12 protein-coding genes are annotated in these 13,737 nt (G+C 60.6%); 6 read left to right on the top strand and 6 right to left on the bottom strand.

What is annotated here, in order from left to right; translation table 11 throughout:
- Positions 1-21 precede the first annotated feature (21 nt).
- Entirely contained in the window at positions 22-843 is an 822-nt protein-coding gene (locus tag ACNAZS_RS09540; protein ID WP_415788569.1) for an IclR family transcriptional regulator, read from the top strand.
- Positions 844-932: 89 nt separating this feature from the next.
- Here the strand turns inward: ACNAZS_RS09540 and ACNAZS_RS09545 are convergent, their stop codons facing one another.
- Entirely contained in the window at positions 933-1,838 is a 906-nt protein-coding gene (locus ACNAZS_RS09545) for a LysR family transcriptional regulator (protein WP_415788571.1), read from the bottom strand.
- Between the two features lie 15 nt (positions 1,839-1,853).
- Between ACNAZS_RS09545 and ACNAZS_RS09550 the strand changes: the two genes are divergently transcribed.
- Complete coding sequence (locus ACNAZS_RS09550; protein WP_415788573.1) at positions 1,854-2,909, top strand: tripartite tricarboxylate transporter substrate binding protein; 1,056 nt, start codon at positions 1,854-1,856, stop codon at positions 2,907-2,909.
- Complete coding sequence (locus tag ACNAZS_RS09555) at positions 2,909-4,414, top strand: M81 family metallopeptidase (protein WP_415788575.1); 1,506 nt, start codon at positions 2,909-2,911, stop codon at positions 4,412-4,414. Before ACNAZS_RS09550 ends, ACNAZS_RS09555 begins: the two co-directional genes overlap by 1 nt.
- Before the next feature lie 92 nt (positions 4,415-4,506).
- Here the strand turns inward: ACNAZS_RS09555 and ACNAZS_RS09560 are convergent, their stop codons facing one another.
- Both ACNAZS_RS09560 and ACNAZS_RS09565 read right to left on the bottom strand, forming a co-directional pair.
- Positions 4,507-5,337: an oxidoreductase gene (locus tag ACNAZS_RS09560; protein WP_415788577.1), complete on the bottom strand. Its 831-nt coding sequence runs from the start codon at positions 5,335-5,337 to the stop codon at positions 4,507-4,509.
- Between the two features lie 74 nt (positions 5,338-5,411).
- A complete protein-coding gene (locus tag ACNAZS_RS09565; RefSeq protein WP_415788579.1) occupies positions 5,412-6,158 on the bottom strand; it encodes a glucose 1-dehydrogenase in 747 nt (248 codons plus the stop codon).
- Positions 6,159-6,293: 135 nt separating this feature from the next.
- On the opposite strand from ACNAZS_RS09565, the gene ACNAZS_RS09570 reads away from it, so the two are divergent.
- A complete protein-coding gene (locus tag ACNAZS_RS09570) occupies positions 6,294-7,160 on the top strand; it encodes a LysR family transcriptional regulator (RefSeq protein WP_415788581.1) in 867 nt (288 codons plus the stop codon).
- A gap of 34 nt (positions 7,161-7,194) precedes the next feature.
- Here the strand turns inward: ACNAZS_RS09570 and bioF are convergent, their stop codons facing one another.
- From bioF to bioA, 3 genes are read right to left on the bottom strand one after another with little or no spacing between them, the layout of a single operon-like run.
- Positions 7,195-8,391, bottom strand: coding sequence for an 8-amino-7-oxononanoate synthase (gene bioF, locus ACNAZS_RS09575; RefSeq protein WP_415788583.1), 1,197 nt, complete (start codon positions 8,389-8,391; stop codon positions 7,195-7,197).
- Positions 8,388-9,080 (bottom strand): dethiobiotin synthase, encoded by a 693-nt coding sequence (gene bioD / locus ACNAZS_RS09580; protein WP_415788585.1) that lies wholly within the window; start codon positions 9,078-9,080, stop codon positions 8,388-8,390. The genes bioF and bioD overlap by 4 nt, the downstream gene beginning before the upstream one ends.
- The gene (gene bioA, locus ACNAZS_RS09585; protein ID WP_415788587.1) at positions 9,073-10,422 is read right to left on the bottom strand and encodes an adenosylmethionine--8-amino-7-oxononanoate transaminase; all 1,350 of its coding nucleotides are present in this window, start codon (positions 10,420-10,422) and stop codon (positions 9,073-9,075) included. Before bioA ends, bioD begins: the two co-directional genes overlap by 8 nt.
- Positions 10,423-11,037: 615 nt before the next feature.
- Here bioA and ACNAZS_RS09590 point away from each other — a divergent pair.
- Together ACNAZS_RS09590 and ACNAZS_RS09595 are read left to right on the top strand one after the other, a co-directional pair.
- On the top strand, positions 11,038-11,856 hold the full coding sequence (locus ACNAZS_RS09590) for a glucose 1-dehydrogenase (RefSeq protein ID WP_415788589.1): 819 nt from the start codon (positions 11,038-11,040) through the stop codon (positions 11,854-11,856).
- A 4-nt stretch (positions 11,857-11,860) separates the two neighbouring features.
- Entirely contained in the window at positions 11,861-13,678 is a 1,818-nt protein-coding gene (locus ACNAZS_RS09595; RefSeq protein WP_415788591.1) for a glycoside hydrolase family 15 protein, read from the top strand.
- Positions 13,679-13,737 lie beyond the last annotated feature (59 nt).

Consider the following 13,737-nt stretch of genomic DNA (forward strand, 5'->3'; position numbering starts at 1 on the left):
CAAGAACCGGAGGTTGCCGTCATGACGCCGTCCAAGCCTGTATCCAACAGCGTTGGCAAGAATTCCACCGCCGTCGATCCGGACCTGAATCACAACGATCCGCTGTTTGTAGCCGCCGTGGCGCGCAGCGTGCGCGTGCTGGAGGCCTTTGCGGGCAGACGGGACGCGCTGGGCGTGACCGAGCTGGGGCAACTGACGGGCTTGGGGAAAAGCGCCGCGCAACGCTTTGTACATACGTGGGAGCAACTGGGGTATCTGTCGCAAGAAAGCGGGTCGCGTCGTTATCGCCTAGCGCACAAGGTCCTGGAATTGGGCTATTCGTATCTGCGGTCCGACGTATTGATTTCGGCAGCCACGCCACATCTGGTGGCGTTGCGCGATCGCTGCGGGCTGGCGGTGAACCTGAGCGTGTTGGCCGGCCAGGAAATGTTGTACGTGTTGCGTCTGCCCAGCCGGCAGAACACGCTATCCGAAATGTTGCCGGGGCGGCGTATGCCCGCGTGGGCCAACAGTTCGGGCCGCATGCTGCTGACGCAGTTCGATGACGACGGCGTGCGCGATATCCTGCGCCGGATTCCCCCGCGTGCAATGACGAACAAGACCACACTGGACATCGATGAACTGGTGGCGCAGATCGGCCAGGCGCGCAGCCTGGGGTATTCGATTGCCGAAGAGCAGGTGCACTTGAATCAAATTGGCGCCGCGGTGCTGCTGCACGATGACGCGCAGCGACCCATCGCCGCCATTAGCCTGGCCACGGCGCTTAGCGATTACCCGCGCAAGCGTGTGATCAGCGACCTAGTGCCCCAGTTGTTGAAGACGGCATCCGCGATTGCGTCATGATTTGACCTCGCGCGACGCAGTTGGCCGTGATTCCGACTGCTGCGTAGTCACCCGTCAATTTGCGGGCCATGGGAATCAAGAGCCGCACGTTAGAAGATATGTTGATCGATGTACGCCATCAGCGTTTGAGATGCGCTTGAAAGCGTCTTGCCAGATTTGACGATCAACTGCACCTCGGTTGCATTGAATACGGCATTCTCCAGGGGAACTGTTTTCAGTTCGCCCCGTCGGACATCGCTCTCCACTGCGGCATCGGACATAAACGTGACCGCCAGTTGATTGCGTACGAGGAGTTTGAGCGCTGCCACCGAACTCGTCATATATTTGGGCCGAAGCGATGCCCTTTCTACATAGCCCGCGAGTTGCGCCATCTGTCGCAGCCCATATCCTGGCGACATCAGCGCGAGGGGTTCATGCAGGAGTTCATTCAATGGCACTGCGGTCTTACACGATGCGAGCCTGTGCTCGGGCCAGACAACCAGTCTTGTGGGCCGTGCACGTCGATTGCGCACGAGCACCTGTTCCGCTGGCGGCGGATTGATTGCCAGCCCTATGTCGGCGGTGTCTTCAGCGACCATGCGTACCGCTTCCACTGAACTCACCAGGGTCAAAGTCACTTCGACTTTTTCGTGCGCTTGGTTGAAGTCGCGCAAGACATATTCGACCAAGGGTTCAATGAAGCCTTCGGCGACTGCCAGACGAATCAATCCTCGTTTGGCGCTGGTGAGTTCTTCCAGTTGCGCCTTGAGCAGGTTGGCATTCGATTGCGCTGTTCTCGCATAGGACAGCAGCACCGCCGCGGCATCCGTTGGCGTCACGCCACGGGCACTGCGCAGGAAGAGTTGCACGCCCAGTTCACGCTCTAGGGTCTGGATCTGTCGGCTCAGCACGGATGCTTCCAGTCCCAATCGGTCGGCGCCTCCCCTGATGCTGCCAGCGTCCATTACAGCTGCGAAATATGCAACACGGGCTTCATTGATCTGGGAGTTTTTCATTATGGCAATCGAAGCGTGTTGCCCATACTGCAACACCGTGTGATCGATTATGCCCTTCCTGTCGCACACCGTAAAGCGCACACTGGCGACATCTATCCCGAACAAGATCTCGCTATGCCGTCTCGTCGCCACATACTCACTGCATTCGCCGCCGCGCTACTGGCGCCACAGGTACGCATCGCCGCCGCTGCCAGCCCAACGCACTGGGTCGTGCCCTTTGCTGCCGGCGGCACCACCGATGCTGCGGCACGGCTGTTGGCCCAGGGGGTGCCAGAGGGATTCGGTTCTGTCATCATCGAGAACCGCCCCGGTGCATCTGGGGCGATTGGGGCGTCATCGGTCGCCAGAGCACGACCCGACGGACACAGCGCCTTGTTCGGTGGCCTGGCAACCAATGTCGTGCTTCCCCTGACGCAGACTGGACTGGCCTACGATGCCGAGAAAGATCTACAGCCCGTGGCGAGTCTATGTGCCGTTGATTTTGTGTTGGTGGTTGCCGCAAGCAGCAAATTCAAGACCTTGGACGACGTTCTGCAAGCGGCATCTTTGTCCGGCAATGCGCTGACGTTCGCCTCGACGGGGCACTTGGGGTCCCTGCATCTCATCATGGAGTATCTCTGCAAGCTCGCAGGCGTGCAGATGCTCCACGTACCATACAAGGGCGAAAGCCAAGGTGTTATCGATCTGCAAGAAGGCAGAGTCGACATCGCGCCCATGAGCGCTGGCTTGGTCAAGTCCTTTGTCGCCGAAGGCCGCCTGCGGACGCTGGCAGCCCTCGGCGATCAGCGCATCGGCATCATGCCCGACGTCCCGACAGTGGCCGAGCTTGGTTTCAAGGGGTTTGGCTTTCCGACCTGGAATGGGCTTTTCGTGCCCAGTGGCACTCCCAGCGATGCGTTGTCACGTCTGGAAAAGGCGGCGTTGGTGGCTGCACGTGCACCAAGCATTGTCAAACAGTTGGAGTCTCTGGGCGTGTCATCGGCACCCAAGGGTACTGCGGAGTTCACGGAATTTCTTCAAAGTGAACGCAAGCGGTGGGGTGACATCATCGAAGTGATTGGAGGGCTCTGATGACTATCCACAGAATCGCGCTGGGCGGATTCCAATACGAGACAAACACGTTCAGTGTCAAGCACCGGGCCGACTACCGTTATTTCTTGGATGAGCGGGACCGGCCGGCGCTCACCCGGGGGCCCGCCATCCTGGACCGGCTAGCGGGCACCAGCTTTGCGATGTCCGGCTTCCTGGACACGATCGGCGCGGATGTCGATCTGGTGCCTCTGGTCTGGTCCAGTGGCGGGGCCGGTGGCCTGGTGACGGACGATGCATTCGAACGTATCTGCGCCGAACTCGTGGGACGACTTTCGGAGGCAGCGCCAGTGGACGCTGTCTACCTGGACTTGCACGGTGCGATGGTGACGGCCAGTCTCGAGGATGGAGAAGGAGAACTTCTGCGGCGTGTACGGGCGTGTGTTGGCGAATCCGTACCGATCGTGATCAGTCTGGATTACCACGCCAACGTCACACCGCAAATGGTTGAGCTGGCCGACGGAATCGTTGCCTTCAGGACTTATCCACACGTAGACCGCGTTGATACCGGGCGGCGAGCGGCCGCCGTGCTGGAGAGGTTGGTGCGCGAAGGGCGGCCCCAGGGGCGCTCGCTGCGACATGCGAGCTTCCTTATCCCGCTGGAGAGCCAATGCACCCTGCTTGAGCCGACGCGTTCGATCGTGGCACATTCGAGATGCGATGACGGTGGAGTCGTTTCTCTGTCATATCTAGCCGGGTTTCCCCAGGCGGACGTTTTTTGGTGCGGACCTTGCGTCGTGGCCTATGCCACGACGCAAGCTGAGGCGGAGCAGGTCACGGCCAGCCTTCTGGAGGCGATCGAAAGCCGGGAGCCCGACTTTGCCGAGCGGGTCTGGGACGTTCCATCAGGTGTCCACGAAGCTTTGCGAATTGCCCGCCATGCCCAGAAGCCTGTCGTGGTGGCCGATATCCAGGACAACCCTGGCGGCGGCGGTACCGGTGACACCACAGATCTGCTTAAGGCGCTGATCGAGGCAGGTGCGCAGGATGCGGTCGTCGGCTTGATTCATGATCCTCATACTGCTGCCCAAGCCTGCGAGGTCGGCAAGGGCCGACGCTTGACACTCTCCATCGGCGGTAGACATGGGCCGGCAGGCGTAACGCCGCTGACAGCAGAATGTTTGGTCGAGCAGATCGGCGACGGTCGGTTTGTGGCTACCGGTAAAATTAATGGCGGCAACGAGACAGATCTGGGCCCCATGGCCTTGCTGCGTATCGAGGGCGTCCAGATCGTCGTGACGTCAAAGCGGATGCAGGCCTTTGATCCCGCGCCATTCCACCATCTGGGAGTGGATCTCGAGAATCAGAGATTGATTGTCCTGAAGAGCACCTGCCACTTCCGGGCTGACTTCGAGCCGATCGCAGAGCAGGTGCTTTTGATTGCGGCACCCGGGGCGTGTGTCGCGAATACGCTGGATCTTTCGTATCTCCGCCTACGCCCCTCCGTGAGGATTGCTCCCAATACGCATAGACGGCCACGCCAATGAGGGTTGACTTCGCGGGACGATTTTTCAACATTCATGTCAAAGTCGTCCCGTGTCTAGGCGGCGACGCTTGCCATGGCATCCAGCCGTTGTCGTCAATCGAAATCCGTGGCGATGGATACGTCGCGCCACGCATCAATATCTTGACGGAACGTTTCCAGCTTGAGTTCGGCAAGCGAGTGGGCGCGTGGGCCGATCGGCAAGTGCAATGGCGGATCATCGGCATCGATGGCCCGAATCATCACCGCTACAGCTTTGCTCGGGTCTCCCAGCTGGCGTCCGTCGTTGCTCTCGCGATAGGTACGGGCAGCGCCTGCGGTTGCCGCGTAGGCCTCAATTTTCTGCTTGGCGACCGCGATAGAGCGCCCCAGGAACTCGGTGCGAAACGGTCCCGGCTCGACGATTAACACCCGAATATCCATCGGCGCTACCTCTTGCGCAAGCGCCTCCGACAGGCCTTCCACCGCAAATTTGGTCGCGTTGTAATATCCGTGCCCACCCCTGCCGATGATGCCGGCTCCAGAGGAGAGGTTCACGATCCGGCCTCTTTGAGTGCGCCGCATTAGCGGCAACGCCGCGCGCGTCATCTCAATCAGACCAAAAACATTGACGTCGAATAGGGAGCGATATTCGTCTGACGTCGCCTCCTCAATCGCGCCCATGAACCCGTGTCCGGCATTGTTGATCAGTACGTTCAGTCTGCCGAAGGTTTCCTCAGTCATCGCTATGGCAGCCTGTATTGTCTCTGGCCTGGTCACGTCCAGAGCAGCAACACGCACCGTATTCGGGTAACGCTGCGCCAGACCCTTTAGGGCATCCGCGTTGCGGGCCGTTGCCACCACCTCGTCTCCGCGGGCTGCGGCCTCCTGGGCCAAACGCAGCCCGAAGCCACTCGAGCAACCGGTAATCAACCATGTCTTTTTCATGCTTTTTCCTTTCGTTTAATCCTGCGCATCGGTACGCGCAATAATCCGTTCCAACGCTAGATCGCGCTGTTGTGTCAGCGCATGCCACCCGAACCCAGGATGCGCTCACCCGTCACCCAACCCGCATCGTCGGAGGCGAGATACGAAACGATCGGCGCAATATCCTGCACTTGACCGATACGGCCCAGCGGCGTCTGGCTCTCGTTCCAGGTCTGGAAATCTGAACCAATGACGCCAGCCGTGTGGGTGCCGTCGGTTTCGATGAGGCCTGGGTTTACGGCGTTGACACGGATGCCTTTGGGGCCGAGTTCGCGCGACAGCACGCCGGTGATAGCGTCAATCGCTCCTTTCGAGCCCGTGTAGATGGCACTTTCTACCGGAAGGACACGCGTGACGAACGAGCTGATGTTGATGATGCTCGCGCCCTTGCGCATGTGTGGTGTGGCGGCGGCGGTAACCAGCAAAGGACCAAGAACGTTAAGGTCGAATTGCTTGCGGTAGAGTTCTTCAGTGGTGTCTTCGATCTTGGCGAACTGGTAGATCCCAGAGTTGTTCACCAAAATATCCAATCGGCCGAAGCTGTCGATGGCGGCTCTGATCAGCCATTCGACCTCCGTCTTGTTGGTCACGTCTGCGCCTACCGCGAGGGCTTTTCCCCCAGCCGCCTCGATGTCGGCGACCACCTTGTCTGCGTCGTCTTTGCTGGAGACGTAATTGACGATGACTGTCGCCCCATCGGCGGCAAGTCGGCGGGCAATGCCCGCTCCGATGCCTTTGGAGGCACCCGTTACGATGGCGACCTTGTCTTTGAGTTTGCTCATGACCTTGGATTCCGGATAACGCTGACCCGGGATAGGCCAGCTCAGCTAGGGCTCTATGGTGATATCAACAAAATTGTTTGTGAACTATCATTCTTGTATATTTCTCGTACACTTTTGAACGTATAGGTCTATCGCATGGAATGGAGCGACGTCCGAATCTATTTGGCAGTCGTCCGCTGCGGATCCTTTGGCGAGGCGGCCCGAAGCTTGGGCGTGAGTCATCCAACGATCGGGCGCCGGATAAAGGCACTGGAAGACGAGGCAGAGCAGCCGCTCTTTCGCAGGACTGGAAATCGACTGGTGCTCACGGACGCCGGAGACACCGTACTCGCGCTGGCGGAGTCCATGGAAAACTCCGCGTTGGCAATGGAAAGGCGTCTGGCGGGCAATCACGAGCGGCTCGAAGGTATCCTGCGGATATCTGCAGCAGAGTGGTTTGCCGGCTATGTTTTGGCTCCGGTCCTGGCTGAATTGACGAACCGCCATCCGGCCGTTGTGCCAGAGGTGATCGCGAGCTATCGATTGCTCAACCTGTCGCGGCGTGATGCCGACGTGGCCTTTCGTATTGTTCCCTTCACCGAGCCGGACATTGTTCAACGCCGGCTGATGACGATGTCATATAGTCTTTATGGTTCGGCCGAAACCGCACGTGCAATGCAGGACGATCCGGGCTCTGTGGGACTTGTTCTCATGAATACGGCACAGTCCCACTTTCCTGATGTCGTCTGGCTGCTCGATAGGTTTCCTCGTTCACGGCGTGTTTTCACAAGTACGAGCCGAGCGGTTCAGGCGCAGATGTGCCTGCGCGGTATGGGCGTTGCAGTGCTGCCAAGACCGCTTGGCGATGCCATATCTGGATTGCAGCGTGTCGAAACAGCAGATGAGCCTCCAACCAGGGATATATGGGTGGGCTACCATCACGACCTGCGACATATGGATCGACTGCGAGCGATGCTGGATATTGCCGATACGATGCTTTCCGATTCCGCGATTGCGTCATGATTTGACCTAGCGCGACGCCGTTCGCCGTGAGGGTTTAGCGCAAGGATCTGGACAGAGTGATCAAGGTTTCAATCAACAGATCAACATCGGCCTCGCCGTGGGCGGCTGACAACGCGATGCGCAGGCGGGCAGTGCCCTCCTGCACCGTAGGCGGGCGAATTGCAGGCACCCAGATGCCTTGCTCGCGCAGAGCTTGCATGACGGCAAGTGCCTTGTCGTTAGCACCAATCAGCAAGGGTTGGATGGCCGTGTGCGATTCTGTCAGCTGCCAGTCGCTACCCTGCAGGCCGGCGGCCAAGCCGCTGCGCAGGCGTGCAATTAACAGGTTCAGGTGGCTGCGCCGCCAGTCTTCTTTTGCGATCACGCGCAAACTGATACTTAGTGCGCTTGCCAGCAAGGCGGGCGCTGCGGTGGCAAACGTATAGCTGCGGGTTTTTTGCAGCAGCCATTCCACTAGTGCTGCGTCGCCGGCCACAAAGGCACCGGCCACACCGGCAGCTTTGCCCAATGTAGCCATGTAGAGCACTCGCCGCGTGCCCTGATCGTCGTACAGCCCGGCGTCGGCCAGGCTACCGCGGCCTTGCGGGCCCCTAACGCCAAAGCCGTGCGCGTCGTCCAACAGCAGCAGTGCGTCATGCCGTTCGCACAGCGCCAAGAGGGCAGGGATGTCGGCGCAGGTGCCATCCATGCTGAAGACGGCATCGCTGATGACCAGTTTGCGGCGGGCACTGCTGTGCTTTAGTTCGTGGTCCAGGGAGTCGAGGTCGATATGTGCGTAGCGATGAATCTGAGCGCGAGAAAGCCGGGCGCCATCGATCAGGCAGGCATGATTCAACGCGTCTGAGAAGATCGCGTCACCGGCTCCCACCAGCGCCGGGATGATGCCGACATTGGTGGAAAAGCCCGCATAAAAATACAGCGCACGCGGCAGACCCACAAACGCGGCAAGCTCATGCTCCAGTGCCTCGTTGGCGGCACTATGGCCGCTCACCAGCGGCGAGCCGCCAGAACCGACGCCAAAGGTCTGGGCGCCATCGCAGGCCGCCTGCACCATCTCTGGGTGTTGCGACAGTCCCAGGTAATCATTGCTGCAAAAGGCCAGCATGCTGCGCCCGTCGACCCGCAGGCGCGCGCCGCCGTCGGGAGCGACCACGGCACGGCGGCGGCGCAGGTGGGCCTGGTCCAGTTCTTCAATACGCGCCGGGAATTCGTCCAGCCATGAATTTGTCATTGCCATGCCTGTGGAAGGTTGAAGCTCAGTGTTCGCGGATTGGGCGAGCACTGAAACGGGATCGTTGCTACCAGCGGTACTTGAAGCTTTTGCTGCAAAAAAGCAATGTTGTTTTCTTGCGCCAACATGTTGGCATCTACATGGTTGGCAACCCATCCGGCCAGCGTGAGTCCACGTGCGCGAATGGCTTCGGTGGTCAGCAGGGCATGGTTCAGGCAGCCAAGCCGCAAGCCCACCACCAGCAGCACGGGCAGGCCCAAGGCTTGTGCAAGGTCGGCGCCGGTCTCAGTGTCCGAGAGGGGAACGAGAAAGCCGCCTGCGCCTTCCACCACCACTGCGTCGGCCAACTCAGTCAGTGCGCGCTGGCAGGCGACCAAATGGGCAATATCAATCCGCACTCCGGCGCGCGCGGCGGCGATGTGCGGCGACACCGGGTCGGGCAGCAGCACCGGGTTGTCGAGTTCGGGCGGCACGCTGCATGTGGCGGCTGCGCGCAGGGCGATCACGTCTTCATTGGCGTGAACACCATCGATCAGTTCCGTGCCAGCAGCCACGGGCTTCATGCCAACCACGCGGCCATGGTGTTGGGCCAGGGCATGAAGCAGGGCGGTGCTGACCAGCGTTTTTCCCACACCAGTGTCGGTGCCAGTGACAAAAATTGACAGTTTTTCGGATTGGGCATTAGTCATGGGTTTCGTCCTTAACGTCCAGCGTGGCCCGTAGCGCGGCCAGTGCGCCTTGCGCCAAATGGGCAGCCGTGTCCGCATCAAGGGCGTAGGGCGGCATTGCATAAAGCGTGTTGCCGATCGGGCGCAAGACCACGCCTTGCGCCATCGCGTGCTGGGCGTAACGGCTGGCGAACCCCGGCCTGGGGGTTGCGCCTTCAAAGCTTTCGTCTATTTCCCAGGCCCAGATCATGCCCCGTCGGCGCGCATGTCGAACCGAAGGGTGTTGCGTCAACGGAGCAAAGGCCTGATCCAGCGTCCGCGCCAGGGCAGCATTGTCCGCCAACACGTCGGACTGTTCGAACAATTCCAGCGTAGCCAGTGCCGCGCGGCAGGCCAGCGGATTGCCAGTGTACGAGTGCGAGTGCAGAAAGCCACGTGCCACTTCGTCGTCGTAAAACGCCTGGTACACCGCATCCGTGGTCAGCACGGCCGATAACGGCAGGGTGCCGCCGGTCAGCCCCTTCGAGAGGCAGATAAAGTCGGGCAATATGTCGGCCTGCTGGTGTGCAAACATTGTGCCGCTGCGACCAAAGCCGGTGGCGATCTCGTCAACGATCAGGTGCACTTGGTAGCGATCGCACAGCGCGCGTGCTTGAGTCAGATAGCTGGCGTCGTACATGACCATGCCCGCGGCGCACTGAATCATGGGCTCAAGAATCAGCGCCGCCGTTTGCGCATGGTGCTGCTCCAACCAGCGTTCTAGCCCTGATGCAGCACGATGCGCCACGTCCGCAGCGCTTTCGCCCGGCTGCGCGCCTCGCGCATCAGGACTGGGTACGGTGGCGGCCAGTCGAATCAGCGGCGCATAGGCTTCGCGAAACAGGGCGATATCGGTGACACCCAGCGCGCCCACTGTCTCACCGTGGTAGCCGCCAGCCAAGCCCACAAAGTGACTTTTCTCAGGGTGGCCTGCGTTGCGCCAATAGTGAGCGCTCATTTTCAAGGCAATTTCGGTGGCGCTGGCGCCATCGCTGCCATAAAACGCATGTCCCAGACCGGTCAGTGCGCTCAGCCGCTCGGACAATTCCACAACAGGCGCATGGGTGAAGCCGGCCAGCATGACGTGATCAAGCTGCTCCAATTGATCGCGCAGTGCCGACTTGATGTGTGGATGGCCGTGGCCAAACAGATTGACCCACCAGGAACTGATGCCGTCCAGATAACGGCGGCCTTCAAAGTCATATAGCCACACGCCTTCAGCTTTCGCGATGGGCGCTGGGGGCTGGGATTCGTGCCGTTTCATCTGTGTGCAGGGGTGCCACACATGGCGCAGGCTGCGCTCAATCATGGAAGAGTTGTTCATGGACCTTGTTGTTGATCGTGAATAGACAGGTGGCCTGGCGCTTTCAACGTAAAGCTAGGCTGCAGTCACTTCGCGAGTATTTAATTCATCGATTTAGACCGCAGGCGCCAGATAAGGCCTGCGGATTGATGCCGTCTACATTATCTTAACCATCTTCTGAAACGACGGCGTTGGCTGACATAGCCCAGCATCGCATCATGACTTATGCCAGGGACTTCGCTGCCTACGGCTCGCTAGAAACGTTGTTTCGCAATAATGGCCTATAGTCAGTCTGACTGAGTTGCACCAATTCAACCGAAGCGCTGTTGGGCGTTGTTAAAGCCGGTATGGGCATAGGTGTCATCATCGAAGCATGCGTGAACGTTTCGCGCGACGCTGAGTCGCTTCAAATCATTCAAGGAGCCCCCTCGCTACTAGCGTATGAATACTTCGCGTCTTATCACGTGGACTCAGTCGACCGTGTCGGGATGATGGTGGCCGAGATTGCCCCGCGCGGCCGCCCCGGGGTTGAACCCATGCCCCATCAAGGACTAAGCTGACCGCTGGCTATCGAGAGCGGCGCCCGCGGATCCTCAAGACAGCAATACCGGAACCGCTCGCCGCAAGGAGAGCACCATGCGACATGCGGTAGATTTGTCCGGGCGCGTGGCTATTGTCACTGGCGCCAACTCGGGGATCGGGCGTGGCGTCGCCCTGGAATTGGCGGCAGCGGGGGCGCGGGTTGTCGTCAACCACCGTCCCAACGAAGACTCCGAGCGACGCGGTGTCGAGGTCGTGCAGGAAATCGCACGTGCGGGCGGCAAGGCTGTTCCGGCTGCCGCCGACATCAGTCGCGAAGAAGATGTCGAGCATCTATTCCGGGTGGCCGTGGATCATTACCAGGGCGTCGACATCCTGATCAACAACGCCGGCATCGAACAGCCGGCCGCCATTCAGGACATGACGCTGGCTCAGTGGCAGAAGGTCATCGACGTCAACCTGACCGGCCAATTCTTGTGTGCCCGTGCCGCCGCCCGGGCCTTCCTGAATCGCGTGCCCCCACCGCCGGCCAACGCGGCCGCAGGCAAGATCGTTTTCATCAGTTCAGTCCACGAGGTTATCCCGTGGGCATTCCAGGCCAACTATGCAGCGTCCAAAGGGGGCGTGTCGCTGCTGATGCAGTCGTTGGCGCAAGAGCTTGCTCCCATGAAGATTCGCGTCAATTCCGTAGCGCCCGGGGCGATACGCACGCCCATCAACGCGCCTGCTTGGGACACACCGGAAAGCCTGGCGTCGCTGCTCAAGCTGATTCCGTACGGGCGTATCGGTGAACCGGAGGACGTGGCGCGCGCCGTCGCCTGGTTGGCCAGCGACGATTCCGATTACGTCACTGGTTCCACGCTGTTCATCGACGGCGGCATGACGTTGTATCCTGCGTTTCGCGGTGCGGGTTGAGCGCATGTCCAAGCCCATTGAAGACTATGGTCTGATCGGCAACATGCTGTCCGCGGCGCTGGTGGCGCGCGACGGTTCCATCGATTGGCTGTGCTTGCCGCATTTCGATTCGCCGGCCTGCTTCGCCGCTTTGCTGGGCGACGATAGCCACGGCCGCTGGCTGGTCGCGCCCTGTCATCCGGGGCACACCACGCGCCGCTACCTGCCCGATACCGCCGTGCTGGAAACCCTCCATGAGACGCCCTCCGGCGTCGTACGCGTGTACGACTTCATGCCCCTGAGCGATGACGAAGAACGGGTGGATGTGGTGCGCATTGTGCAAGGCGAGTCGGGTCAGGTCGACATGCAAATGGAATTGACGCTGCGCTTTAACTACGGGCAGGCGGTTCCCTGGGTGCGGCGGCGTGATTATGGCCTGAGTGCGATCGCTGGACCCGATGCCGTCGAACTGCATACGCCCGTGCCATTGGAAGGCCGCGACATGAAAAGCGTGGCTCGCTTCATCCTGCGGCAAGGCGAGATCGTGCCCTTTACCTTGTCGTACCATCGCTCGCACAAGACGCCGCATTTTGTGCCCGACCGTATGGAAAGCATGGACCGCACTATTGCCTGGTGGCACGAATGGGCCAAGCGGTGCCATTGGGACGACGGTCCGGGCGCACGGCGCGACGCGGTGGTGCGATCGTTGATCACGCTGAAACTGCTGACTTTTCAGCCAACCGGCGGCATCGTGGCGGCGCCCACGACTTCGCTGCCCGAACAACTGGGCGGCAGCCGCAACTGGGATTACCGCCACTGCTGGCTGCGCGATTCAGCCCTGACGTTGTATGCCTTGCTGAATGCCGGCTACCGGGAAGAAGCCGAGGCCTGGCGGCAATGGCTGCTGCGCGCGGCGGCCGGCCACCCCAATCAACTGCAGATCATGTATGGCATCGCCGGCGAACGCTGGCTCCCCGAGCACGATATTCCCTGGCTGCCGGGCTACGAGGGAAGTAGGCCGGTACGCCTGGGCAATGGCGCAGCCGGTCAGATGCAGCTGGACGTGTATGGCGAACTGATCGAGACCCTGCATGCCGCGCGGGTGGCCGACTTGGCGCCGCTGGCCGAAGCTTGGCGCATGCAGAAGGTGCTGCTCAAACCGCTTGAAGCGCTATGGCGACAGCCGGATCATGGAATCTGGGAAATGCGCGGGCCGCGCCGGGCCTTCACGCATTCGCGGCTGATGTGCTGGGTGGCGCTGGATCGTACCGTGAAGTCTTGTGAGCGCTTTGGCCTGGAAGGCCCGGTAGATCGCTGGCGAGCCTTGGCCGCCGAGATCCGCGAGGACATATGCACGCATGGCTACGACGCCGGACGCAACACCTTTGTTCAGTATTACGACGGCACAGCGCTGGACGCCAGTTTGCTGTTGATTCCGCAGGTTGGCTTTCTGCCGGTGGATGATCCGCGCGTGTCGGGCACCGTGCAGGCGGTCGAACGCGAGTTGTTGCGCGACGGCCTGCTGCTGCGCTATTCGACCGAGCGTAGCGACGATGGTCTGCCGGGCAACGAAGGCGTGTTCCTGGTGTGCAGTTTCTGGCTGGCCGATGCCTACATCATGCTGGGCCGACTGGATGACGCGCACTGCTTGTTCGATCGTCTGCTGTCGCTGCGCAATGATCTGGGACTGCTGGCCGAAGAGTACGACGTGGTGCGCAAGCGCCTGGTGGGCAATTTCCCGCAGGGCTTTTCGCACATCGGCTTGGTCAATACTGCCTATAACCTGAGCGCTGCGGGTGGCACGGCGCGCCAGCGCTCATCGCGCGACGCGCCGCAGGATTGAGGGCGGGGATTATTGCGGTGCGCGGAAACTTCGCCAAGCTCCACGGTAACTCGTCCGTC

Origin of the sequence: Bordetella tumulicola (assembly GCF_965138755.1) — a bacterium.
Taxonomy (GTDB): domain Bacteria; phylum Pseudomonadota; class Gammaproteobacteria; order Burkholderiales; family Burkholderiaceae_B; genus Bordetella_A; species Bordetella_A tumulicola.